The 23,332-nt window shown below is 48.7% G+C and carries 22 protein-coding genes and 1 tRNA gene; 15 read left to right on the top strand and 8 right to left on the bottom strand.

What is annotated here, in order from left to right; translation table 11 throughout:
• Positions 1-69 precede the first annotated feature (69 nt).
• The 4 genes from RDO88_RS12955 to RDO88_RS12940 all read right to left on the bottom strand — a co-directional run bounded on the left by RDO88_RS12955 (position 70) and on the right by RDO88_RS12940 (position 5,102).
• Positions 70-441, bottom strand: a complete 372-nt coding sequence (locus RDO88_RS12955; RefSeq protein ID WP_307759759.1) for a DUF3244 domain-containing protein — start codon at positions 439-441, stop codon at positions 70-72.
• 146 nt (positions 442-587) lie between these two features.
• A complete protein-coding gene (locus tag RDO88_RS12950; RefSeq protein WP_307759758.1) occupies positions 588-2,306 on the bottom strand; it encodes a tetratricopeptide repeat protein in 1,719 nt (572 codons plus the stop codon).
• A gap of 32 nt (positions 2,307-2,338) precedes the next feature.
• The gene (locus tag RDO88_RS12945; protein ID WP_307759757.1) at positions 2,339-4,555 is read right to left on the bottom strand and encodes a RelA/SpoT family protein; all 2,217 of its coding nucleotides are present in this window, start codon (positions 4,553-4,555) and stop codon (positions 2,339-2,341) included.
• Between the two features lie 97 nt (positions 4,556-4,652).
• Positions 4,653-5,102 (bottom strand): type I restriction enzyme HsdR N-terminal domain-containing protein, encoded by a 450-nt coding sequence (locus RDO88_RS12940; RefSeq protein ID WP_307759756.1) that lies wholly within the window; start codon positions 5,100-5,102, stop codon positions 4,653-4,655.
• A 178-nt stretch (positions 5,103-5,280) separates the two neighbouring features.
• Here RDO88_RS12940 and RDO88_RS12935 point away from each other — a divergent pair, with 178 nt between their 5' ends.
• Positions 5,281-5,919 (top strand): DUF1963 domain-containing protein, encoded by a 639-nt coding sequence (locus RDO88_RS12935; protein WP_307759755.1) that lies wholly within the window; start codon positions 5,281-5,283, stop codon positions 5,917-5,919.
• Between the two features lie 153 nt (positions 5,920-6,072).
• Here RDO88_RS12935 and RDO88_RS12930 read toward each other — a convergent pair whose 3' ends face one another.
• On the bottom strand, positions 6,073-6,456 hold the full coding sequence (locus tag RDO88_RS12930; protein WP_307759754.1) for a nuclear transport factor 2 family protein: 384 nt from the start codon (positions 6,454-6,456) through the stop codon (positions 6,073-6,075).
• A gap of 169 nt (positions 6,457-6,625) precedes the next feature.
• On the opposite strand from RDO88_RS12930, the gene RDO88_RS12925 reads away from it, so the two are divergent.
• On the top strand, positions 6,626-6,991 hold the full coding sequence (locus tag RDO88_RS12925; protein ID WP_307759753.1) for a winged helix-turn-helix transcriptional regulator: 366 nt from the start codon (positions 6,626-6,628) through the stop codon (positions 6,989-6,991).
• 11 nt (positions 6,992-7,002) lie between these two features.
• On the opposite strand, the gene RDO88_RS12920 is transcribed toward RDO88_RS12925, so the two are convergent.
• Positions 7,003-7,878 carry a radical SAM mobile pair protein B gene (locus RDO88_RS12920; RefSeq protein ID WP_307759752.1) on the bottom strand — a complete coding sequence of 292 codons (876 nt, stop codon included), beginning with the start codon at positions 7,876-7,878 and terminating at the stop codon, positions 7,003-7,005.
• A 161-nt stretch (positions 7,879-8,039) separates the two neighbouring features.
• On the opposite strand from RDO88_RS12920, the gene RDO88_RS12915 reads away from it, so the two are divergent.
• The 8 genes from RDO88_RS12915 to RDO88_RS12880 all read left to right on the top strand — a co-directional run bounded on the left by RDO88_RS12915 (position 8,040) and on the right by RDO88_RS12880 (position 16,273).
• Positions 8,040-8,942, top strand: a complete 903-nt coding sequence (locus tag RDO88_RS12915; RefSeq protein ID WP_307759751.1) for a helix-turn-helix domain-containing protein — start codon at positions 8,040-8,042, stop codon at positions 8,940-8,942.
• Between the two features lie 562 nt (positions 8,943-9,504).
• Positions 9,505-10,470: a hypothetical protein gene (locus tag RDO88_RS12910; RefSeq protein WP_307759750.1), complete on the top strand. Its 966-nt coding sequence runs from the start codon at positions 9,505-9,507 to the stop codon at positions 10,468-10,470.
• Complete coding sequence (locus RDO88_RS12905; protein ID WP_307759760.1) at positions 10,352-10,816, top strand: S41 family peptidase; 465 nt, start codon at positions 10,352-10,354, stop codon at positions 10,814-10,816. The genes RDO88_RS12910 and RDO88_RS12905 overlap by 119 nt, the downstream gene beginning before the upstream one ends.
• Before the next feature lie 211 nt (positions 10,817-11,027).
• Positions 11,028-11,804 carry an AMP nucleosidase gene (locus tag RDO88_RS12900; protein ID WP_021846465.1) on the top strand — a complete coding sequence of 259 codons (777 nt, stop codon included), beginning with the start codon at positions 11,028-11,030 and terminating at the stop codon, positions 11,802-11,804.
• A gap of 4 nt (positions 11,805-11,808) precedes the next feature.
• Complete coding sequence (gene holA / locus RDO88_RS12895) at positions 11,809-12,834, top strand: DNA polymerase III subunit delta (RefSeq protein ID WP_307759749.1); 1,026 nt, start codon at positions 11,809-11,811, stop codon at positions 12,832-12,834.
• Between the two features lie 977 nt (positions 12,835-13,811).
• The gene (locus tag RDO88_RS12890; protein ID WP_307759748.1) at positions 13,812-14,282 is read left to right on the top strand and encodes a helix-turn-helix domain-containing protein; all 471 of its coding nucleotides are present in this window, start codon (positions 13,812-13,814) and stop codon (positions 14,280-14,282) included.
• A 312-nt stretch (positions 14,283-14,594) separates the two neighbouring features.
• Positions 14,595-15,374 carry a dihydroorotate dehydrogenase electron transfer subunit gene (locus RDO88_RS12885; protein WP_307759747.1) on the top strand — a complete coding sequence of 260 codons (780 nt, stop codon included), beginning with the start codon at positions 14,595-14,597 and terminating at the stop codon, positions 15,372-15,374.
• Positions 15,362-16,273, top strand: coding sequence for a dihydroorotate dehydrogenase (locus RDO88_RS12880; RefSeq protein ID WP_075316915.1), 912 nt, complete (start codon positions 15,362-15,364; stop codon positions 16,271-16,273). Before RDO88_RS12885 ends, RDO88_RS12880 begins: the two co-directional genes overlap by 13 nt.
• Before the next feature lie 93 nt (positions 16,274-16,366).
• Here the strand turns inward: RDO88_RS12880 and trmD are convergent, their stop codons facing one another.
• Positions 16,367-17,044: a tRNA (guanosine(37)-N1)-methyltransferase TrmD gene (gene trmD, locus RDO88_RS12875; RefSeq protein ID WP_075316916.1), complete on the bottom strand. Its 678-nt coding sequence runs from the start codon at positions 17,042-17,044 to the stop codon at positions 16,367-16,369.
• A gap of 107 nt (positions 17,045-17,151) precedes the next feature.
• Between trmD and ligA the strand changes: the two genes are divergently transcribed.
• The 5 genes from ligA (at position 17,152) to RDO88_RS12850 (ending at position 22,988) form a co-directional block, all read left to right on the top strand.
• The gene (gene ligA / locus RDO88_RS12870) at positions 17,152-19,149 is read left to right on the top strand and encodes an NAD-dependent DNA ligase LigA (protein ID WP_307759746.1); all 1,998 of its coding nucleotides are present in this window, start codon (positions 17,152-17,154) and stop codon (positions 19,147-19,149) included.
• Positions 19,150-19,252: 103 nt separating this feature from the next.
• The gene (gene dapA, locus RDO88_RS12865; RefSeq protein ID WP_307759745.1) at positions 19,253-20,146 is read left to right on the top strand and encodes a 4-hydroxy-tetrahydrodipicolinate synthase; all 894 of its coding nucleotides are present in this window, start codon (positions 19,253-19,255) and stop codon (positions 20,144-20,146) included.
• A gap of 195 nt (positions 20,147-20,341) precedes the next feature.
• The gene (locus RDO88_RS12860) at positions 20,342-21,691 is read left to right on the top strand and encodes a hypothetical protein (RefSeq protein WP_307759744.1); all 1,350 of its coding nucleotides are present in this window, start codon (positions 20,342-20,344) and stop codon (positions 21,689-21,691) included.
• Positions 21,692-21,695: 4 nt separating this feature from the next.
• Positions 21,696-22,409, top strand: a complete 714-nt coding sequence (locus tag RDO88_RS12855) for a DUF5043 domain-containing protein (protein WP_307759743.1) — start codon at positions 21,696-21,698, stop codon at positions 22,407-22,409.
• Between the two features lie 9 nt (positions 22,410-22,418).
• The gene (locus RDO88_RS12850; protein WP_307759742.1) at positions 22,419-22,988 is read left to right on the top strand and encodes a DUF5043 domain-containing protein; all 570 of its coding nucleotides are present in this window, start codon (positions 22,419-22,421) and stop codon (positions 22,986-22,988) included.
• Positions 22,989-23,184: 196 nt separating this feature from the next.
• Here RDO88_RS12850 and RDO88_RS12845 read toward each other — a convergent pair.
• A tRNA-Arg gene (locus tag RDO88_RS12845) sits at positions 23,185-23,258 on the bottom strand.
• Positions 23,259-23,332: the final 74 nt, after the last annotated feature.

Genomic DNA, 23,332 nt, shown 5'->3' with positions numbered 1-23,332 from the left:
ACTATATTTCAATAATTTCAAAGAACTATTTATCCACTTTTACGGGACAGTAGTGTTTCATTATATTAATTATTCAATACAAAACACACCCTCTGCCTCCATTTCGTCATTATATAAATATAAGATATATTTTCCTTGAGAAAAATGCTCTAATTCTATGATAGTGGATTGTGATGAATCTAAGCATACAATATCAACTAACATAATGTTTCCTTGTGAATTTTCAACTTGAATATTCAAGTCAAATAGACCTTGGCTTTGGATTTCCAGTTGTTGATTCTCTATCAAAAAGGCCTGCAAAGGTACTTCTTGAGGAGACTTTGTTTGAACTCTCCATTCTTTCTTTAGTTCGACTTTTCTTTTGTAACCACCTTTTGCACTTACTTGTACTGCAATCATCGTAAATGCCACAATTAAACAAATCAGTTTAGAATTCTTCATGCTTTTATTGTTTTTGAATTTGCTGCAAAATTAGTAACAATCCCACACATGAGGAACTAAACAACCGATACACATATAGACATCCATACATTGATAATCAGCCGTTTACATTTGCTGTCTATACACATATACATTCAATACGTGTTTCAGGTAAGATTTGTCTTATGCAATTGCATGATAAGGTATTCGTATAAGTTGGTTTGATGGGGTAACGTAATGTGCAGTTTTTGTCTTAAACGATTATTCTTGGTATGAATGGAACCCGGATTAATATTTAACAATATGGCTGCTTCATTACCATCAAATCCCAGCATATAGAAACAACAATATTTCCATTCCGATTCACTGATGTCGGGGCAGAGTTCCAATATATAACTTTTGAGATTGGGATATACCTTGGTTACTTCGTCTACGATTTGTTTCCACAACTCATCCGTGACAAGAGCCTGTCCATTGGTTGTTTTCTTCTGCCTGATAAGTTGCTGTAATTTTCGGTAAAGGTTCGAATCGGTCAGAAGCTTTCTCTCCAGCTTCACATAGTTTTCTGTCAGAAGATTTATTTCAATCTGCAACTTTCTTGTTTCCTCAATGTCTTTTCTTGCATTCTCCAACATGAACCGCTTTTCTTCTATCTCATGCAAGAGGGCCTGTTGCTGTCTGACAAGATAATTCAGTTCCGCCTGTTGCCGTATAATCTTCTGCTCGCTTTTCTTCTTTTGCGCATAGTAAATGAAAGAAAGGCACAGTACAATTATACTTGATATGATACTTATTATAAGGTAGCGCTGCTTACGGACTTGCAAGGCAGTGTTTTCATTCTTCAGTTTGACGGTCACATACCTTTTTTCGAGTTCTGCTATTTTGGAGTTACTTTTTTCCATGTTCAAGGAATCCTTTACTTCCATAAGCAGCTCCAGATAAGCCAGGGCCTGGTCTGTATGATTCTCCTGTTTACCGATGATATAGTGCAGATAATATTCTTCTACCTTTGCCTGCTCCCAGTCTTTCTCTGCTATCTTTTCCAATATGACCTTGGCTTTCTCCGTGTCTTCCATAGTGAGATATAGGTCGCAAAGGGCGATGTAGTCAGGCAATGCCTCTTTGGCAATTTCCAAGGAGCGATAAAAATAGTCTTCTGCCTGCTCATAGTCGGAATTTCTCATATAAAGATTGCCGTAAGCATTGAGTATGGAACTGTAGACTTCGTCATCATTCAGTGTGGAAACGATGGAATCTGCCTTGTGTAGCACTGCGAATGCCGCCGGCAGAGAATCCATATACGCATATTGTCGGGCCAAGTCCCTCAATGCACAAGCATGGCTTCTGTGGTTTCCGGCTTGCAGGAAATATCCAGCGGCCTGTCTGAACTTTTCGATGGCGTTTGGGATGTAGTCTTGCGACTCATACAGATTACCTTGATAAGAACAGGCATACCCCATTGAGTTGTAGTCTTTGTGCTGTCTTGCAAGGTCGTAGGCTCCGATGTATACTTGTGCCGCCAGGTCAGGATGTTTTTCGGCGGCGTATGACTCTCCCAAAAAGAGGCGGGCACAAAGCCTGTCGGACAACGTGCCGTGCTTTTCATACCATTCCGTCACGTCCCTCCAGTCGAAGGAAGGAAGGGGATTCAGTGGCATACGTTGCGATAACTTTCCATAGAGCAAGCACCAGTGAGAAAAATTTTCTCTACACATAGTGTCACGCTCCAGCAAAGAGAGCAGCTTGTAAGCACTGTCAGGATGGCTGGTCAGAAACGTCTCGGCCAGGTCTAATACGTGGCATGTGTATGTTCCTTTTCTGTTACAACCTACCGTTATCAGCAGCAGGACAAACAAAAAAAACAGGCATGATTGTTTTTGTATCATTGTCCTTATCTCTCTGCACATTAGAATCATTTTCAGTTTCTCGATACCTGCTTCACCCCCTTCACCGTCCGCAGCTTCTTGATGAGTGCCTCCAGTCGGCCCGTGTCGCCCACCATGACGGTCAGCGTGCCCGAGAAGAGGCCGTCGTTCGAGTTAATGCCGATGCTGCGCAGCGTGATGCCTGTCTCCTTCGAGATGATGGAGGTGATGTTCGTCACGATGCCGATGTCGTCGTGGCCCACCACACGCAGAGTGATGGGGTATTGCGTGCCTTCGCCCTTGCCGGCCCAGCGTGCCTTCACGATGCGGTAGCCGAAGCGGGCATGCAGTTCGGCGGCATTGGGGCAGTCGCAGCGGTGTATCTTGATGCCGCCCGTCACACTGACGAAGCCGAACACGTCGTCGCCATAGATGGGGTTGCAGCACTTGGCCAGCTTGAAGTCGATGCCCTTCAGGTTCTGGTCGATGACGAGCACGTCTTCCTTGGCCGAACCGTCTTCCGGCGTCTGCGGCTGCAGGTTATATTCCTCGGCGCTGCGGTACTGCACTTCCTCGCGGATGTCGTTCTCGCGCTTCTGCAATTCCAGGTAGCGGTCGATGGTGTCGTTCACGTCCAACGCACCGTCGGCGATGGCCTGGTAGAACTCCGTCACCACCTTGTAGCCCATGCGCTTGATGAGCCTCATCATCACGGCCTCATCATATTCTATCTTGCGGTTCTTGAACTTGCGCTCCAGTGTCTCGCGGGCAAAGGCTGTCTGCCGCGATGCCATCTCCTTCAACGCCTGGCGTATCTTGGTGCGCGCCTTCGAGGTCGTGACAATGTTCAGCCAGTCCTGCTTGGGCGTCTGCGTGTTCGAGGTCATGATTTCCACCTGGTCGCCGCTCTGCAACACCTGTTTTAGCTGTACGTTGCGCCCGTTTACCTTGGCGCCGATGCACTTGCAGCCCAGCTTGGTGTGGATGTGGAAGGCAAAGTCGAGCACCGTGGCACCTTTAGGCAACTTGAACAAGTCGCCCTTGGGCGTGAAGACAAACACCTCGTCTTCGTACAGGTCCAGCTTGAAGCGGTCCATCGCCTCCAGGTCGCTGTCCGAACTCTCGAGCGCCTCGCGTACCGAAGTCAGCCATTCGTCCAGCCCGCTCTCGCCCTTGATGCCCTTGTAGCGCCAGTGGGCTGCCAATCCGCGTTCGGCTATCTCGTCCATGCGCTCGGTACGTATCTGCACCTCCACCCACTTGCCTTCAGGCCCCATGACGGTGATGTGCAGCGACTCGTAGCCGTTGCTTTTCGGCACGGACAGCCAGTCGCGCAGACGCTTTGGGTTGGGCTGGTACATGTCGGTCACGATGGAGTAGGCCTGCCAGCATTCCAGCTTCTCCTTCTCCAGCGGAGAGTCGAGGATGACACGGATGGCAAACAGGTCGTACACACCTTCGAAGGGGCATTTCTGCTTCTTCATCTTCTGGTAGATGGAGTGGATGGACTTGGTTCGTCCCTTGATGTGGAACTTCAGCCCCGCCTCCTCCAGCTTCTTCTGTACCGGCGCGATGAAGGCGGCTATGTAGCGGTCGCGCGCGGCCTTGGTGGCGTTCAGCTTGTCCTTGATGTGGTAATATACATCGTGTTCGGTATATTTCAGCGAAAGGTCTTCCAGCTCCGACTTCAGCTTGTAGAGGCCCAGCTTGTGGGCCAGCGGCGCATACAGGTAGGCCGCTTCGTTGGCTGCCTGGCGGCGTGCTTCGTCGTTCTCCGCATCCTTGATCTGCCGCATGACGTTCACACGGTCGGCAATCATGATGAGGATGACGCGCATGTCCTCGGCAAAGGAAAGGAGCAGGTTGCGGAAGTTCTCGGACTCAATCGTGGGGCTCTTGGCATACAGCTCGTTCACGCGGATGATGCCACGGATGATGCCTGCCACATCTTCTCCATACTCGCGGTGGATGTCTTCGGCCGTACACTGCCCGCTGCGCACTACCTCGTGGAGCATCAGGGCCAGGATGGACGCCCGGCGCATACCTATTTCTTCGGCCACGATGACGGCCGTCTGCATATCTTTGATGACGGGGTTCAGTCCGAACACGTCGCGTTGCAGGCCGTTGGTAGCGGCACAGGCCACGAGGTGCACCTTCAGCTTGCGGCAGTCACCCGGCAGCAACGTATCACCCGACAGTTGTAACAGCTTGCGATAGAGCGGGATGAGCATCTTCTTCTCATCCCCACTGAAGAAAGGGTTTGTGTCCATAACGTGTTTTCTTTTGATGGTTACAAGCGCAAAGTTAGCATTCTTTGCCACATTTCATGCGGTTTCGCAAGATTTTTTTCAAAAGAGAGAAGCCTGCTTACAGTTCGTTATAAGCCGGCACATCGGGCAGGAACAGATAGCGCCCGCCTGCGTAGTCCATGCGGCAGCAGTAGTGCTGGAGGCCGTTGCTCACAATCAGGTAGTCCACTTTCAGCACCATGTTGTAGCGCGTAATCTGGTCGAAGACGGCCTGGGTAATCTGGACATCGGGCGCCTTGTACTCCACAATCATGCGGGCCGACAGGTCACGGCGGTAGAGCACGGTGTCGCACCGCTTCCGCGTACCGTTGAGCTGCACCTGCACCTCGTTGGCCATCAGCGCCTGCGGATACCCTTTATAGGCAATGAGGAAATGGACGAAGTGCTGGCGCACCCATTCCTCGGGCGTCAGAGCCACGTAGCGGCGGCGGATGGGGTCGAATATCACCCGTTTGCCGTCGCGCACGGCAATCCTGGCATCGAAGGCTGGCAGGTTCAGTGAATGCATGGGCGGAGTCTTTTTTATATTCTATAACTTAATTAATAGAGGAGGCAAAAGTACGAAAAAGGATGGAAATTCAGTCACCATACCAAATATAATCATCCAAACCAATAAAAATCATCCAGAATATGATATATTTGCCCGACGTACAGAAATCATTGAACAAATTTATTCCTAATGAATTATGGCAATAAGAATCAGCACAAAAACGGCGGAAGGTACACTGACGTCGAAAAGCCATTGGTGGGGCTTTCCCGACCTGCCGGAAGGGATTGACTTCCCTGCCATGCCGGACGATGCGAACAAAGATAACGGTGGAGGCGAGGATTGGCTGACATTTATCTGCCAAATCAGGCTGGAAGATATCGCCCCATACGATTGCGAAAACCAACTTCCACATCAGGGAATGTTGTATTTCTTTGCCTCGCTCGACTATTTTCTGGGTGATTTGGAGGCATATAACGGGCACATCGGCTTTTGGCCGGAGGACACCTACAAGGTAATCTACAGCCCTAAGACAGACGGACTGCACACGCACAAAGTAGTTTGGAAAGATGGTATAGACGCCTGCCTGCCAGCCGAAGCCGTATCTTTCGAAAAGACTGGAGCCTGCGACGACAACCATAAACTCCTCGGCCTGCCATTCTTTGAAGAAGTTCGTGAAGAAGAAGCCCCCGGGTATATTTCTTTGCTCCAAATTGACGAAGACGACCGCTGGGGGCTCCGCTTCTACGATTGCGGCATGCTGAACTTCCTCATTTCACAAGAAGACCTCGCAGCAAGGCAATTTGACAGAGTCAGGGTTTGCCTTCATTGCGTGTAAATGGATGTTTATTAAAAAAAGACACCGAGTACGAGCACTTCTCCGACTATATCCCATTTCAGTAAAGCAGTTGAACGCTTCACCGGGATGCCTACTCCATCCATGACTGTGTCATCTTCTTCTTCGCAGCAGATAATCAGCACATCCTTCTACTTATTTACAAATCGTATTCGAATTCTGGTTGTAAGCCTTGGCCACACACTTCCATTCTCCATCCATCTTCATCAGCAGCAGATAATCGGTAAAATCGATGCGTCCACCCCATTTTTCTTCCAGCACACGGACAACAGCCAGCGTCTCTTCTACATCCACCACATCAATACGTGCCCTGAAATCCTGTCCTGCACCTACAGTATCCACATTATGGTAGAATTGTTGAATGCTGCCGTGTTCCAATTTTCCGTCCAGATAACCGAACAAGACTGCTTCGTCTATAAACAGTTCTTTGGCATAACTACTGTTGCCTTCAGCTACACTTTTCACAAACTTCATGGCTGCCTTCTCTACAGCCTCATACTCTTCGATACTTGTTCTCATAATGACAAATGTGTTTTAACGGGTTCGTAACTGCCGCAAAAGTACATGGTAAGACTGGCTTGTGCAAGTACCGAAAAATTATTCATATACCGAAAAATTATTCGGTATATCCCAGCATTAGAGTGTTATGCATATCTTTGTATCCGAATTAATAATAGAATCCCCAAACATGTACGAAAGAAAAATTCCCGTTGATCTGGACTGCCCTTTACGCCTGACCATGAGTCTGATAGACTCCAAATGGAAATCGTGTTTCCTGGACGAACTGCGTCATCGTCCTTTGCGCCCCAGTGAGCTTCACAAACTTTTCCCCGAGGCTACTCCCCGTGTACTGGACATTCAGCTGAAGGAGCTGGTGGAGGACGGACTGGTGTCCAAAACCATCTTTCCCGAGTTGCCGCCACGTTCCGAATATGCCATTACACCGCTGGGCCAGACCCTTATCCCAATTATCGACGCCATGATAGAGTGGGGTAACCGGAATGCGGATCTATTTGAGCGGAAATACGGGAAGAAGGAAGAGAAAGGACAATGAGTGCGGAATAATCATTTCCCCAGCCGTATTTTTTCGTGATAGAAGTAGTTCACCAGTACGGGTTTTCCTTTTTCCGAACGTCCATAGGGCAGATCGTTCACCCGATAGGGATAGCCCTGCTCTGCAGCGTATGCCGAGATTTCCTTCTCCAGGCTCTGCCAATACTCGGGCCGTTTCCGGTTGTAGATGTCTTCGTACAAGGGAACGAGCGAGGGATGCTTTCTACGGATATAATCCATGATGATTCCTTTAAACTGACCGCGTAGATTGAGGTTCTCCAACCAGACGAGGTCGGCAAAATCCTTAACACGCTCTATGATGGCCCTGACATCGGTTATACCGGGAAAGATGGGCGAAACGAAGCATACGGTGCGGATGCCTGCCTCGTACGTTTGGTGCATGGCTGCCAGTCTGCGTTCGATGCTCACGGCACGGTCCATGTCGCTGCGGAACTGCTCGTCAAGGGTGTTGACCGACCACGAAATGGTCACTTTGGGGAACCGCTTCAGCAGGTCCAGGTCGCGCAAGACCAGATCGGATTTTGTGCAGATCATGATTTCAGCCTGCGTTCCCTTCAGTTCCTCAAGCAGCCGGCGCGTGTTGCCAAACTCAGCTTCATAAGGATTGTAGCCATCCGTCACCGAACCGATGACAATTCGCTGGCCGTCATACTTATGCGGATTGCCGACGGGCTTCCAGCGCTTGACGTCCAGAAACGTTCCCCAGGCTTCAGTATGCCTGGTGAAGCGCTTCATGAACGATGCGTAACAATATTTGCAGGCGTGCGGGCAGCCCACATACGGATTGACCGAATATCCTCCGACTGGCAGAGATGACTTGGTCATGACGCTCTGTACGTTGATTGTTCTGATAATTTCTGTAGTCATATTATTGTTATATTGGGTTGACCGATATATTCACTCCTTCTTTAATACCGCTGCAAAGTTCGGAAGATATCATTCATTCCTTTATGCCCTAAAATATGAAAGATATGCCATTTTGATAAATGGATTCCGTATCTTTGCCGACAACCTCATCCATCTCTATTATGCAAAAGAAGAATATCAATCCGTCGAAACTGGTCAATGTACCTTTCAGTAAAACACAATGCGGTGTGGATTTTTATATCAATACTGGTAGTGGGAAGGAAATTAGCGGTGTATTGACCGAAAACACCACCTTCAAAACCGACTTTTTCGAATTTTTCTTTTTCCGCCGGACCAATGGATTCTTATTGCTGAACTGTAAACAGATAGATTTGCATGACAACATGGTGTTGCTTCTTTCCCCGTACCAGCAACAAGAGTGGCATGTCGATGAACAAGAACTGGACTACACCTTTCTCATCTTTAGGGAAGACTTCATGCGCACGTTCCTGGCGGACAAGTTTTTTACTTACCGCCTGCTCTATTGCTATCAGACTGACACGCCACCCCATTTGTCAGTTTCCCAAGATACTTTTGCCGAATACATGAGGCTTTTGGGAAAAATCAAGCAGGAACTGCAACATCCCACTGCCGACAGCTACAATCTGATTGTATCTTTACTGTATTACTTGTTGCTGGTAATCAACCGTGAATACGCTTCGGTCTACCACCTGCCGGTCGACGTACCCAAGAACAATTACGCCTATCAGTTCAAGGACCTGCTCGAACGGCATATCTATGACGTGCAGCGGGTTGCCGAATATGCCGAGATGATGCACGTCAGCCGCGTTACCCTGAACAATGCAGTAGTGGCCCAGTTCGGTGTTTCTGCCAACCACCTGTTGAAACAAAGGTTGCTGGAAGCCCTGAAGAACGACTTGCTTTTCACCGACTGCACTGTCACCCAGCTGGCCGACAAATTCCATTTTTCGGATCCGAGCCATCTGATGCGTTTCTTCAAGCAGCAGACCGGTAAAACCTGCTCCCAATACCTGTCGGACTATCAAAATGGGGTGTACGAATAAATGCTGTCAGAACAGGTCTTTAAATGAGGTAGGGCAGGTTTAAGAAATGTAGGAGCTCCGAACATAATTGTAAACTATTCTAACTTCCTCCAAGCTATTGTCTCCACACCTTCTTCTGATGTCCTATAATTTATGTTTCAAACCCAAAGGGGGAATGTTTCAAACATTCGGCCCCTATGTTTCAAACATAAGCCCCTTGGGGTTGAAACACACCTCAAAGACTACTCTTGCAGCTAGAAACAGGAATCATTCATCTTGTAAGTAATTATAACCATTATCAAAAAGACGGCGGAAAGAAGGAGTTTTCCCTTGTATAAACAGAAAAATACGCACCTACCATGAGTATACGACTGATCCTACATGAGTCGTATACTCATGGTGGATGCCTCCCGGATGCTTGCAAGGCTGGCTGATTGGGGAAGGGAGCGGGCAGGGGAGCCTTGGGGTATTTGTCTGTAAATATACACGAAAATCCACTCTTTTATTTTCCTGTTTCCTTAATTGTAGTACATTTGCAGACATGATTTTCCGATTATAGTTTTTTAAAAAGATATTATCGTCCATGAAACTGAAAATTGTTCTTGTCGTTCTATCACTGATTCAATCGATACATCTGGCCGCACAGAATTTTGAGCGGCTCACCGTTTCCGATTTTCAAGCCACCCAGTTATGGAAATTGGCGCAGCTTTACGGATGTGCACGGTATTTCTCTCCCAATCCGTATGTGGACAATCTGGATTGGTATGCCTTATTAGAGAAGAACATACGTGATGTACTGCCGATGACTTCCCGTGTGCAGGCTGATTCGCTGCTCCTTGCACGTTTTTCCCCGCTGCTTCCCGATTTGCAGTTCACCAATGCACCCGCTGCAGATTTATCTCCGGCCGTCTGCCCCTTTTACATCAAGGCTACCACACTGAACACCGGTTTCCAAAAGTCTGCAACATCCAGCCGGGTAATCAGGATGCAGGAAAATGTACTCCAGCTACCCCAGAAGCACACGGTCCGATTGTCTTCCGACTTGCATGCCTGCTATCGGATTACCACCGAAAAACTGCTGGAAGAGTCGGACGAACTAAAGCAACTGAAGAAATCCTTGGAATACAAATGGACGAAAGATTTTTATCTATCCCCCTATTACCGCCTGACCAATGCCATTATCTCGGGAGCCTACATCCAGCATTTCTATGCCTACTACGCCGAAGACGGGCTGGACGGGACGTGGGAGGAGTTCATGAAATCCTATCTGAAGCAAGTGGCCGCCTGTGCGTCTTATCCCGAATATCTGACGGTTTCCTATGCCCACTACGGACATGTGAAGGACGGACATCTGTATGTCATGGTATCCCGATACTTCCATCCTTCCCATCTTGTCTCATTTCATAGACAAACCGGCTCTGGTGGGACAGATTCTTACTCCCACCTTCTACTTGCCCGACCATCAGAAAGTGGACTACCAGATTACCGCCGAGAGCAAATGGGGAATCCATCCGGCTGTCGAACCTTACCAGAAGTCATGGGAGTATGAGCAGCCTGTACCTGTACGGATCAAGAGGCCGGTATATTTTCTGACGAACAGAAAAGCGCTCAGTTTTTGCGAGACAGTGATGGAGCTGATAAAATATTATAAGATAGGCACCATTATCGGAGAACCGACTTCGGGAACAAACGGGGATGCCGTTATCTTGAGAAATCCTTCCATAGGCTTCATCTTTACGGGATACAAGTTCTTGAATCACGACGGTTCCCGCCACCACGGCATCGGAGTACAGCCGGACATCGAATGCCAGCCACTTCTCGAAGATGTTCAGAAAGGTCGGGATACCCTGGTCGAAGAGGCATGCCGGCTTATTCTGAACGGCGGGAAAGAGTGATGACAGCCGGATACTCTGGCCATCCGTGTACCATAAGGGACAGATATCATCCTAAGACAGAGAAGTACAATCCGTGAAATCTTATAAATTCCGCCATTTTCTTTTCCCGTCTCCCTAATTATTGTATTTTTGCGTTTGCAGAAAGGCATGCCGATGCAGAGACGCCTTTCTGCGGACCCGTATCCTAATCCTTATAGATTAACGTAACCGTATGAAAACAAAAGAAGAAATTGTAGCCAACTGGTTGCCACGTTACACCAAACGCCCGCTGGAAGACTTCGGCGAATACATCCTGCTGACCAACTTCAACAAGTATGTGGAGCTGTTTGCCGAGAAGTTCAATGTGCCCATTCTGGGACGTGACGCCAACATGATATCGGCCAGCGCCGAGGGTATCACCATCATCAATTTCGGCATGGGCAGCCCCAATGCCGCCATCATCATGGACCTGCTCAGCGCCATCCATCCCAAGGCCTGCCTCTTCCTGGGCAAGTGCGGGGGCATCGACAGGAAAAACAGGCTGGGGGACCTGATACTTCCCATCGCAGCCATCCGCGGCGAAGGTACCTCGAACGACTACTTCCCGCCCGAAGTGCCTGCACTGCCGGCCTTCATGCTGCAGCGTGCCGTATCGTCGGCCATCCGCGACCATGCCCGCGACTACTGGACCGGTACCGTCTATACCACCAACCGCCGCATCTGGGAGCACGACGACCAGTTCAAGGAATATCTCAAGAAGACACGTGCCATGGCGGTGGACATGGAGACAGCCACCCTCTTCAGCTGCGGCTTTGCCAACCACATCCCCACAGGAGCCCTGCTGCTGGTGTCCGACCAGCCCATGATTCCCGAAGGCGTGAAGACCGACAAGAGCGACAACATGGTGACGCAGAACTACGTGGCCGAGCATGTGGAAATCGGCATCGAGTCGCTCCGCATGATTATCGACGAAAAGAAGACCGTAAAACACCTGAAATTCGACTGGTAAGACTATGGCAAAGCAGGAACTGACGTGCGACGACATTCTGAAGGAACTTCGGGCCAAGCAGTACCGCCCCATCTATTACCTGATGGGCGAAGAAGATTACTACATCGACCTGATAGCCGACTACATCGAGGAGAACGTCCTGACCGATGAGGAAAAAGAGTTCAACCAGACGGTGATGTATGGGGGCGATGTAGATAACATAGCGACCGTTATCAACGCGGCCAAACGCTATCCGATGATGGCCGAACACCAGGTTATCATTGTCAAGGAGGCCCAGGCCGTGCGCGGCATGGAGGAGCTGACCTACTACCTGCAAAAGCCGCTGCTGTCCACCATCCTCGTCCTCTGCCACAAGCATGGTGTGCTGGACCGGCGCAAGAAGCTGGCAGGCGAGATAGAAAAGGCAGGAGGCGTAGTCTTTGAATCAAAGAAGGTGCGCGAAGCCCAGCTGCCTGCCTTCATCAGTTCCTACCTGAAACGCAAGGGGGTGGACATCGAACCGAAGGCCTCGCAGATGGTAGCCGAATTCGTGGGTACCGACCTGAGCCGACTGACAGGCGAACTGGAAAAGCTGGTCATTACGCTGCCAAAAGGTTTGACAAGAGTGACACCCGAACAGGTGGAACGGAATATCGGAATCAGCAAGGACTATAACAACTTCGAACTTCGGGCCGCTTTGGTCGAAAAAGATGTGCTGAAAGCTAATCGGATAGTAAAATACTTTGAAGAAAATCCGAAAGGAAACCCCATACAGATGACTTTATCTTTACTTTTCAGCTTCTTCTCCAACCTGATGATGGCCTATTATGCACCCGAAAAGTCGGAGCAGGGCATCGCTTCGTTTCTGGATTTGAAGTCGCCCTGGCAGGCTCGCGAATACCTGGCCGCCATGCGCCGCTACAGCGGAGTGAAGACCTTGCAGATTATAGGCGAGATACGTACGGCCGATGCACAGTCGAAAGGTGTGGAGAACAGTTCGATGAGCGACGGCGATATCCTGCGGGAACTGGTGTTTAAAATTTTGCATTAATGGGAGTGTAATCCAATCTGGTTTTTCCAGAAAGAAATATGGATGGTATCGGAGCTGTGAACAGACATCCGGATACCATCCTTTTTTGTTGCCTCAATTTACAGCTCCAAACCACGTCCATTGCCGCATCTGTACGCCAAAACAGCCCCTGTTTACCTGTGTTCGACTGCCATTTCTCTAGAATCTCCCAATTGACGAATGTAAAAATAGGGGTTAACGCACTATATTACAAACGTTTATATCAAAATAAAGCCTCTGAGAATGCGATATTTTCTCCAATTAGTCCATTAATACGGAAAAAAGGGCTGGAAATTACAATAATAAAAAGGAAAGAAGAAAATATCCGGCTATCCATAATAATATACCACCAATCCGCACACATAATCCTCCATTTCATCAAATCTGTCATATCCAAAGGGTGTATCAGGCTACTGAAATGGACAAAATAGTTGTAAATACAACAAGAAAGGTTTTCATTTGTAATATATCGGTATATTTACCTATGTAATAACTATAACCGTTATATTACATATATAATATTCACCATTGTTATATGTACAACTAGATGTATATTTATAGTGGTAAAGTAAGGAATTACATTCGTACTTTCCAAGTGATTAAGCGTAAATATAGCATCTATCAATCAACTATATACCAATAAAATACTATGATTTGATGCAAATATGCTTTCACAAACACACCAAAAGGATATTTACTTATGTAAATACAGCCGTAAAGCACAATATTGTATAATATTATATACTGATTATCAGATAAATATTTAGTTTTGCTAAAGTTTAATACATGCATTATTTTTACTTATATCAGGTACATACCGAATGTAATAATCGAAAATGGAATATAAGGAATACTTTTGTAAAACCGTTAAATTACATTCTTAAATTTGCTTTTGTGAACTAGATTATTTACTTTTGTAACCAATAATATAAGAAAACACTTTTGTAATATCGACCTGTATGAGCATCAAAGATCGCTTTAAAATGATCATGGAACGGGAAAAGCTGACGGCCGGAGCTTTTGCCGAAAGTATTGGAGTGGCACAAGCTACCATCTCTCACATTCTGGGCCCCCGTAACAAATATCCCAGCACGGAAGTCATCCTCCGGCTTCACCAGCGTTATAGTGACATCAGCCTCGAGTGGCTGCTCACGGGACAAGGCAGCATGAGCAACGATGCCGAGGCTTCCGTTTCTACCCCCGAAAACATCGGCGCAGACTATCCGCTATTCGCTGAGAATGCCGAAAATCCGGCCAAAGGGACAGATGAACCGGAAAATCGCAAGGAAATGGCATTAGCAAAGCCCTCAAACACGCCCAAAGAGATTGTAAAACAAGAGATTATCTATAAAGAAAGACCACCCAGGAAAATCACCGAAATAAGAATCTTCTTCGACGACAATACGTACGAGACTTTCAAGCCGGCGTGAAAGAGGAATGTTTTATGATAAATGGTGAACGATGAATGGCAAAATAAAGAGAGGCTGACTTCAGGTTATTTTCAGGCACGAATCACGCGGTAAAACACGGAATACAAATTAATCCGTGAAATCCGCGTAATCCGCGCCTGAAGAAATAAAGAAAGCGAACTCCCCTTTTGTACTTCTATCGGTTTGCACTACTTTGAATAAGATAGGCGGCACCTCGGAAGTAAAAAGCCTGAAAACGTTGTTTTCGGCTTTTGTACTTCTCTCGGTTTGCACTATCTTTGCACAACGATTGAAATCCATTCTTTTATAGTAATGAAAAAATATATCTTAGATTTGACAGTCACGGAGAACGTCCGCCTGCATGCCCATTATGTGCTGCTGAAGCTGACGTCCCCCCAGATGGAACTACCGGAGATGCTGCCGGGACAGTTCGCTGAAATCCGTGTGGACGGCTCGCCCACCACATTCCTGCGCCGCCCCATTTCCATCAATTATGTGGACAGACAACGCAACGAGGTGTGGTTCCTGATCCAGCTCGTAGGAGACGGAACAAAGCGCCTGGGCGAAGCAAAAGCCGGCGATGTAATCAATGTAGTGCTTCCTTTGGGAAATGGCTTTACCATGCCCGAAAAGCCTTCGGACAAGCTGCTGCTGGTAGGTGGCGGTGTGGGTACGGCTCCGATGCTCTACCTTGGCGAACAGTTGAAGCAACGGGGATGCAAGCCTACTTTCCTGCTGGGCGCCCGCAGCGACAAGGATTTGCTGCAGCTCGACCAGTTTGCTGCTTATGGCGATGTCTATACAACGACCGAGGACGGTAGTCACGGCGAAAAGGGTTTCGTGACGCAGCATTCCATCCTGGAGCAGGTGAAGTTCGAACACATTTATACGTGCGGTCCCAAGCCGATGATGATGGCCGTGGCGCGCTATGCCAAAGCGAAGGGCATCGACTGCGAAGTGTCTCTGGAAAACAAGATGGCCTGTGGCGTAGGTGCCTGCCTCTGCTGCGTGGAAAACACCGATGAAGGCCACCTGTGTGTATGTAAAGAAGGTCCCGTATTTAATATAAACAAACTGTTATGGCAGATTTAAGTGTAAAGATTGGTGAATTACAAATGAAAAATCCCGTGATGACCGCTTCCGGGACTTTCGGCTACGGCGAAGAATTTGCCGATTTCATCGATTTGGAGCGAATAGGCGGTATCATTGTAAAGGGAACCACCCTTCACAAACGTGAAGGCAACCCGTATCCGCGTATGGCGGAGACTCCTTCGGGCATGTTAAACGCTGTGGGACTGCAAAATAAGGGTGTACATTACTTTGTTGAACACATTTATCCCCGCATCAAGGACATCCGGACCAATATGATTGTGAATGTGTCGGGATCGGCCATCGAAGATTATGCCGAAACGGCCTCCATCATTAACGAACTTGACAAAATTCCTGCCATCGAATTGAACATTTCCTGCCCCAATGTAAAGCAGGGTGGAATGGCCTTCGGCGTGACTGCCAAAGGGGCCGAAGAAGTGGTCAAGGCAGTACGCCAGGTGTATAAAAAAACGCTCATCGTGAAGCTGTCGCCCAACGTGACAGACATTACTGAAATAGCGCGCGCGGCCGAAAACGGTGGTGCCGACAGCGTTTCGCTCATCAATACCCTGCTGGGTATGGCTATCGACGCCGAAAAACGTCGTCCGTTGCTCTCCACAGTGACCGGAGGTATGTCTGGAGCAGCTGTGAAGCCCATTGCCCTGCGTATGGTATGGCAGGTGGCCAAGGCGGTAAAAATACCCGTCATCGGTCTGGGAGGCATCATGAACTGGCGGGATGCGGTGGAATTCCTGCTGGCAGGGGCATCGGCTATCCAGATCGGTACGGCCAACTTCATCGATCCGACGGTTACAGTCAAGGTGGCCGAGGGTATAGACGACTACCTGAACCGACACGGATTCAAGTCTGTAACAGACATTATCGGTGCGCTTGAGGTGTAACATCTGACAAAGATACCCTCTTCGCAACCGAAGACAATAAAAAAAGGACATCAGCCGGCTGATGTCCTTTTTTTTTATATTTACACGTCTGTTTTATTCTCCCAGCAAGTCGGGACGCAACCGGCGGGTCCGTTCGATGGACTGCTGCAATTCCCATTCCTTGATCTTCGCCTCGTGACCGGAAAGTAAAATATCCGGAACTTTCCAGCCGTTGTAGTCAGCCGGACGGGTGTAGACCGGAGCGGCCAGCAGATTGTCCTGGAACGAGTCCGACAGGGCCGACTGCTCATCGGAAATCACGCCGGGAATGATGCGCACGATAGCGTCGGCCATCACGGCAGCTGCCAGTTCGCCGCCCGTCAGCACATAGTCGCCGATGCTCACCTCTTTCGTGATGAGGTGCTCGCGGATGCGGTAGTCGATGCCCTTGAAGTGGCCGCACAGGATGATGAGGTTCTGCGCCAGCGACAGGGTGTTGGCCATGGGCTGGTTGAACTGCTCGCCGTCGGGCGTGGTGAAAATCACTTCGTCGTACTCGCGTTCGGCCTTCAGGCTGTTGATGCAGCGTTCGATGGGCTCAATCTTCATCACCATGCCGGCAAAGCCGCCGAAGGGGTAATCGTCCACGCGTCGGTACTTGTCCTGGGTGTAGTCGCGCAGGTTGTGGATATGTATCTCGGCCAGGCCCTTGTTCTGTGCACGCTTCATGATGGAGCAGTTGAAGAAACCTTCAATCATCTCCGGAAGAACGGTAATAATGTCTATGCGCATAACGTTTCTTTCTATTTTTTCTGCAAAGATAGTATTTTGGCACGGATTACACGGATTTTCACGGAGAAACCCGTATTTTTGCATGCAAACTATCTGTAAGACGAACTATGACACCCAAAGAACGAATAGACTGGCTGCGTGCCGAGCTGCACCGCCACAACTACAACTACTACGTCATGAACGCTCCCGAAATCACGGACAAGGAGTTCGACGACCTGATGCGCGAACTGCAGGACCTGGAAAAGGAGCACCCCGAATATGCGGACGAGAATTCGCCCACGATGCGTGTGGGTAGCGACCTGAACAAGAATTTCACGCAGGTGGCCCACAAATATCCCATGCTCTCGCTGGGCAACACCTACTCCGAAAGCGAAGTGACCGACTTCTACGAGCGGGTGAAGAAGGCCCTGAACGAGGACTTTGAAATCTGTTGCGAACTGAAGTACGACGGCACGTCCATCTCCCTGACCTACGAAGACGGCAAGCTGGTGCGCGCCGTGACCCGCGGCGACGGCGAGAAGGGTGATGACGTGACGGACAACGTGAAGACCATCCGCACCATCCCCCTCGTGCTGCACGGCGACTATCCTTCTACATTCGAAATACGCGGCGAGATTCTGATGCCGTGGGAGTCGTTCGAAGCCCTGAACCGCGAACGCGAAGCCCGCGAAGAACCGCTCTTTGCCAATCCGCGCAACGCCGCCTCGGGTACGCTGAAGTCGCAGAACTCCTCCGTAGTGGCTGCGCGCAAGCTCGATGCCTACCTCTACTACCTGCTGGGCGAAGATTTGCCCGCCGACGGACACTACGAATGCCTGCAGAAGGCAGCACAGTGGGGCTTCAAGATATCGGAGCACATGAAGAAGGCCCGCACCCTGCAGGAAGTGTTCGACTATATCAACTACTGGGACACGGAACGCAAGAACCTGCCCGTAGCCACCGACGGCATCGTGCTGAAGGTGAACAGCCTGCGCCAGCAGAAGAACCTGGGCTACACGGCCAAGTCGCCCCGCTGGGCCATCGCCTACAAGTTCCAGGCCGAACGGGCACTGACTCGGCTCAACAAGGTAAGCTACCAGGTGGGCCGTACGGGTGCCATCACGCCGGTAGCCAATCTGGACCCCGTGCAGCTGTCGGGTACCGTCGTGAAACGGGCCTCGCTCCACAACGCCGACATCATCGAAGGCCTCGACCTGCACATCGGCGACATGGTCTATGTAGAGAAAGGCGGTGAAATCATCCCCAAGATAACGGGCGTGGACACCGATGCCCGCGGTATTCTGCTGGGCGAGAAAGTGAAGTTCATCACCCGCTGTCCCGAGTGCGGCACGCCGCTGGTGCGCTTCGAAGGCGAGGCTGCCCACTACTGTCCCAACGAAACGGCCTGCCCGCCGCAGATCAAGGGCAAGATAGAACACTTCATCAGCCGCCGGGCCATGAACATCGACGGACTGGGACCCGAGACCGTGGACATGTTCTACCGTCTGGGGCTTATCAAGGACGCTGCGGACCTTTACCGCCTCACGGTGGACGACATCAAGGACTTGGACCGAATGGGGCAGAAATCGGCCGAAAACATCGTCAACGGCATCGCCGCAAGTCGCAGCGTGCCCTTCGAGCGTGTTCTCTTTGCCCTGGGCATCCGCTTTGTGGGCGAGACGGTGGCCAAGAAGATAGCCCGCTCCTTCAAGAGCATCGACGAAGTGGAGCAGGCCAGCGTCGAAACCCTGATGAGTGTCGATGAAATCGGCGAAAAAATAGCCCAAAGCATCGTCAGCTACTTCGCCAATCCGCTGAACCGCAGCCTGGTGGAGCGGCTAAAGGAAGCCGGTCTGCAGTTCAGCCGCAGCGAGGAAGACTTGAGCGGATACACCGACAAGCTGGCGGGGCAGTCCATCGTCATCAGCGGCGTGTTCGAGCACCATTCGCGTGACGAATACAAGGAAATGATTGAGCGCAACGGCGGAAAGAATGTGGGCAGCATCTCGTCCAAGACGAGCTTCATCCTGGCCGGTGCCAACATGGGCCCCGCCAAACTGGAGAAAGCTCAGAAACTGGGTATCCGCATTATGTCCGAAAACGAGTTTCTGGACTTGCTTTCCTGACAAAATCACATAAAAACGTTTTTTATCTCGGATATTTGTAGCGCAAAACGAAAAAAATAGTACATTTGCGAACTGCTAAACCACAGATTATTTCATAAGACCCATGATAAAAACAAGATTGAAGGGAATGGGGGTTGCATTGATCACCCCGTTTAAGGAAGATGAAAGTGTAGACTACGATGCCCTGATGCGCATCGTGGACTACCTGATACAGAACAACGCGGATTTCCTGTGCGTACTGGGAACGACCGCCGAAACCCCGACACTGACCGAAGAGGAAAAGAAAACAATCAAGCGGATGGTGATAGAACGTGTCAACGGACGTGTACCCATTCTGTTGGGTGTCGGTGGCAACAATACGCGCGCCATTGTCGACACACTGAAAAACGACGATTTCACCGGTGTGGATGCTATCCTCTCCGTGGTGCCTTACTATAACAAACCGTCACAGGAGGGCATCTACCAGCACTACAAGGCCATTGCCGAGGCTACGGAACTGCCCATCGTGCTCTACAATGTGCCCGGCCGTACAGGCGTGAACATGACGGCCGAAACCACCCTGCGCATCGCCCGCGACTTCGAGAACGTGATTGCCATCAAGGAGGCGTCGGGCAACATCACGCAGATGGACGACATCATCAAGAACAAACCCGACACGTTCGACGTCATTTCGGGCGACGACGGCATCACCTTCCCGCTCATCACGCTGGGTGCCGTGGGTGTCATTTCGGTCATCGGAAACGCCTTCCCGCGTGAATTCAGCCGCATGGTACGCCTGGCCCTACAGGGCGACTATGCCAACGCGCTGACCATCCACCACAAGTTTGCCGAGCTGTTCAAGCTGCTCTTCGTGGACGGCAACCCGGCCGGCGTGAAAGCCATGCTCAACGCCATGGGTATGGTGGAGAACAAGCTCCGCCTCCCGCTGGTGCCTACGCGCATCACCACGTTCGAGGCCATGCGCAAGATATTGAGCGAACTGAACATCAAGTGCTGACGGCACTTTCCTGTCAAAACAACAAATAAAAGCCGGTATCCCGAAGGTTTTGCCTGACGGATATCGGCTTTTTGTTTTGTAATCCGCTTTCCTTTCTTGCTTTTTTCTCATACGCTCCGTTATTTTTCAGTTAAAAGTTTTGTGTATCCGTTATTTTTTCCTATATTGGGCGCATATCCTTAAAACAATACACCTATGCAGAAAAAACGTTATTTTTATTCGACGATCTTGTCCTGTATAGTACTACTGTTCTCTTGCCTGCGTGACGAGCGGTATGGAGCCGGAGAAATGGAAGAATGGTTTAGGTACACGGATGCATTGTTGACTCCCATCGTGTCTACAATGCGTGTCATGGAACTGAAGCAGCCTTTCATGAAAGGTTTCTGCGAACGCTATGGGGTACCTTTATGGGACGATACGGATGTCTATCAGGAATCGCCGGATGCTCCTGTTTTCTTTTGGGTACCTCTTTATCACCCTTCTTTTCCAGATGAAATTCGCACAGTATGGTTCTTCAAAATGGAAAACGGTTTGTTGGACTATGGGCCTGTCGGCCGGGATGCGGAAATCATCCGTCAATATGGCCAGGAAGGACAGTTCGATTATTTAAGTTTCCGCGTGTTCGGCCGGAAGAATCTTTCCCGAAAGGTATTTTCTTCTCAAGCAATGACCCGGGGAGAAGATGGAGAATATGTAGTCGTCGGACAAGAATGCCGGGATGCTTATATTACTATCGAAATAGATGGAAATAGCATGACAAAGTATGACGGAACTATTTGTAAAGACATAAAAGTGTGGATGAGTTATGTGGATTCGAGTCTTATTGATGACGAGCAAGGAGGACCTATAGGTGGCGGAGGAGGTGGAGGCTCCGGTCAAGATGTCCCCGTAGAGGGAGGAGGAAGCAGCCAACCGAATGCTCCTAAAGCCAAAGGTATCTTTGAACACAGTAACATGATCAAGGAGACGTGGGAGTGGCTTGAATCCTTGCTGAACGACATGGATAAGGATCCCTGTTTGGGACAGAACCTATACAAGGAAATATTGGACGCATTGGGCGGTGAGAAAATCAGCATCCAGTTTACCGAAGAAGGATACTCCAAGTATACACCAGCCACCAATACCTTGTCTCTAAAGATTAAGGATGCCTACAGCCATGTATTGCTGCACGAATTGTTTCATGCCTTCCAATATCTGAAAAAAGGGGACGGCATGTACAACTCCCTGTTGAACTGTGAGATAGAAGCACATTTGGCACAATATATGTTTCTCAAGAAGAAACCGGATTATAAAATTAACTGGGAAGAGTCATATACACATGATAAAAGGCTTTCAAAAATTGTGTTAATTGATGAATGTCTTACTCCTAAAATGCAACGTAATGACATACTTGGATATTGTCTAGACGGATATTGGGATGCAGCAATTAATGCTTTTAGAAAAGTAAGGGAATATTCGAACGAAAAAGTTTATAAATACGAAGAAGTCGGTGATATAGTTGAAAATCTCACTCTATTACAGGAACTTGTAGAAAATTGTAAATAAGCATATGAGAACATTCAGAATCTTTATCGCAATGATGTTTGGAGTTTCTGCTTTGCATGCCCAAACCAATTATTACTCGGAAACCAAGACGTTCTACGAGGACGGATATACCTATCAATGTGATGTGGAAAATGAAGTGTTAGCTATTCTTTATAATAAAGATACGAAATATTATGGGCAAACGCAAATGTACAGAGATACAGGGGAACAATATGATTTTCATGCCGGAGATCCTGCCCATATTGAAAAAGACAATTGGACTAAGCCCAAAGCATTTGCCATTGTCAATAAGGCCTTTCCACCAGAGCAGAAAGCTAAATTAAAAGGGCGGAATTTGATTATTGAACTATTCATTAATTCGCAGACGGGAAAAATAGCCGATGTCGTATTTGAATTTCCATCTGTAACTATAGTAGGCGATTTTAATACCGCTCCCGTTTCGATATACCGTCAAATTGAGGTGGAACTAAAAAAGAACGTATGGTTTGTTCCAACCAAATTCGGAAAGAACTTAAACTATATCTATATGTTTTGGGCACAAGATCCTAACGTCACCCTCCGGAGCAATCCACGGGCTCCCCTCGGTCCTCCCTTGAAACCGGGTAACGACAGCCTCTTTGACGACAATATTCGGAGAGAGGACGAAACGGTGGTCAATCCGAGAAAGGCGGCAAATCATACCGCTGCAGATAGTACTGATGTCGGAAAGAACAAATAAAGAAGCATCATGAGAACCGTTGTGTGTATTATAGGGATGTGGATGTGGGTTTGGGTCTTGCATGCCCAAACAGGTTATTACTCGGAGACCAAAACATTCTATGAAGATGGGTATACCTATCAATGTGATGTGGAAAATGAAGTGTTAGCTATTCTTTATAATAAAGATACGAAATATTATGGGCAAACGCAAATGTACAGAGATACAGGGGAACAATATGATTTTCATGCCGGAGATCCTGCCCATATCAAAAAAGACAATTGGAGTAAGCCCAAAGCATTCGATATAGTCAACCGGGCCTTTTCGCCGGAGCAGAAAGCTAAATTACAAGGAAATGAACTGCTTATCGAGTTATTCATTGACTCGCAAACGGGCAAAGTAGCCGATGTCGTATTTGAATTTCCTGCTGTACCCGGAATGGACGAATACCATACCATTCCCGTCTCCGTATACCGTCAGATTGAAATAGAGCTGAAAAAGAATATATGGTTCATCCCGACTTCATTTGGGAAGAGTCTGAACTATATCTATATGTTTTGGACACAGGACCCTAACGTTACGCTTAATTCCAAACAATAATAATACTCGAGAGGATTGAACACAGGCAAACACAGTGCTTCGTCACCCTCTGACACAGTGCTTCCTTGACCCCTGACGAAGTGCTTCGTGAGGAGATGACAAAGCACTGCATGGGAGGGTGACGAAGCACGGCATGAGACCGCCATACGCCAAAAACAAAAATCCCCCGCAAGAAGCGTCTTGCAGGGGATTCATGTGATCGCGACAGGATTCAAACCTGTAACCGGCTGATCCGTAGTCAGCTACTCTATTCAGTTGAGCTACGCGACCCTTTGGTTGAGAAATTGGAGTGACCGCGACAGGATTCAAACCTGTAACCGGCTGATCCGTAGTCAGCTACTCTA

Source organism: uncultured Mediterranea sp. (assembly GCF_902493215.1).
GTDB lineage: Bacteria > Bacteroidota > Bacteroidia > Bacteroidales > Bacteroidaceae > Bacteroides.
This window is presented reverse-complemented; position numbering and strand designations above follow the sequence as displayed.

Bases quoted from the DNA above. Each gene is read 5' to 3' on its own strand.
- RDO88_RS12955 (WP_307759759.1), bottom strand. From the start codon at position 441: ATGAAGAATTCTAAACTGATTTGTTTAATTGTGGCATTTACGATGATT.
- RDO88_RS12950 (WP_307759758.1), bottom strand. From the start codon at position 2,306: ATGATACAAAAACAATCATGCCTGTTTTTTTTGTTTGTCCTGCTGCTG.
- RDO88_RS12945 (WP_307759757.1), bottom strand. From the start codon at position 4,555: ATGGACACAAACCCTTTCTTCAGTGGGGATGAGAAGAAGATGCTCATC.
- RDO88_RS12940 (WP_307759756.1), bottom strand. From the start codon at position 5,102: ATGCATTCACTGAACCTGCCAGCCTTCGATGCCAGGATTGCCGTGCGC.
- RDO88_RS12935 (WP_307759755.1), top strand. From the start codon at position 5,281: ATGGCAATAAGAATCAGCACAAAAACGGCGGAAGGTACACTGACGTCG.
- RDO88_RS12930 (WP_307759754.1), bottom strand. From the start codon at position 6,456: ATGAGAACAAGTATCGAAGAGTATGAGGCTGTAGAGAAGGCAGCCATG.
- RDO88_RS12925 (WP_307759753.1), top strand. From the start codon at position 6,626: ATGTACGAAAGAAAAATTCCCGTTGATCTGGACTGCCCTTTACGCCTG.
- RDO88_RS12920 (WP_307759752.1), bottom strand. From the start codon at position 7,878: ATGACTACAGAAATTATCAGAACAATCAACGTACAGAGCGTCATGACC.
- RDO88_RS12915 (WP_307759751.1), top strand. From the start codon at position 8,040: ATGCAAAAGAAGAATATCAATCCGTCGAAACTGGTCAATGTACCTTTC.
- RDO88_RS12910 (WP_307759750.1), top strand. From the start codon at position 9,505: ATGAAACTGAAAATTGTTCTTGTCGTTCTATCACTGATTCAATCGATA.
- RDO88_RS12900 (WP_021846465.1), top strand. From the start codon at position 11,028: ATGAAAACAAAAGAAGAAATTGTAGCCAACTGGTTGCCACGTTACACC.
- holA (WP_307759749.1), top strand. From the start codon at position 11,809: ATGGCAAAGCAGGAACTGACGTGCGACGACATTCTGAAGGAACTTCGG.
- RDO88_RS12890 (WP_307759748.1), top strand. From the start codon at position 13,812: ATGAGCATCAAAGATCGCTTTAAAATGATCATGGAACGGGAAAAGCTG.
- RDO88_RS12885 (WP_307759747.1), top strand. From the start codon at position 14,595: ATGAAAAAATATATCTTAGATTTGACAGTCACGGAGAACGTCCGCCTG.
- RDO88_RS12880 (WP_075316915.1), top strand. From the start codon at position 15,362: ATGGCAGATTTAAGTGTAAAGATTGGTGAATTACAAATGAAAAATCCC.
- trmD (WP_075316916.1), bottom strand. From the start codon at position 17,044: ATGCGCATAGACATTATTACCGTTCTTCCGGAGATGATTGAAGGTTTC.
- ligA (WP_307759746.1), top strand. From the start codon at position 17,152: ATGACACCCAAAGAACGAATAGACTGGCTGCGTGCCGAGCTGCACCGC.
- dapA (WP_307759745.1), top strand. From the start codon at position 19,253: ATGATAAAAACAAGATTGAAGGGAATGGGGGTTGCATTGATCACCCCG.
- RDO88_RS12860 (WP_307759744.1), top strand. From the start codon at position 20,342: ATGCAGAAAAAACGTTATTTTTATTCGACGATCTTGTCCTGTATAGTA.
- RDO88_RS12855 (WP_307759743.1), top strand. From the start codon at position 21,696: ATGAGAACATTCAGAATCTTTATCGCAATGATGTTTGGAGTTTCTGCT.
- RDO88_RS12850 (WP_307759742.1), top strand. From the start codon at position 22,419: ATGAGAACCGTTGTGTGTATTATAGGGATGTGGATGTGGGTTTGGGTC.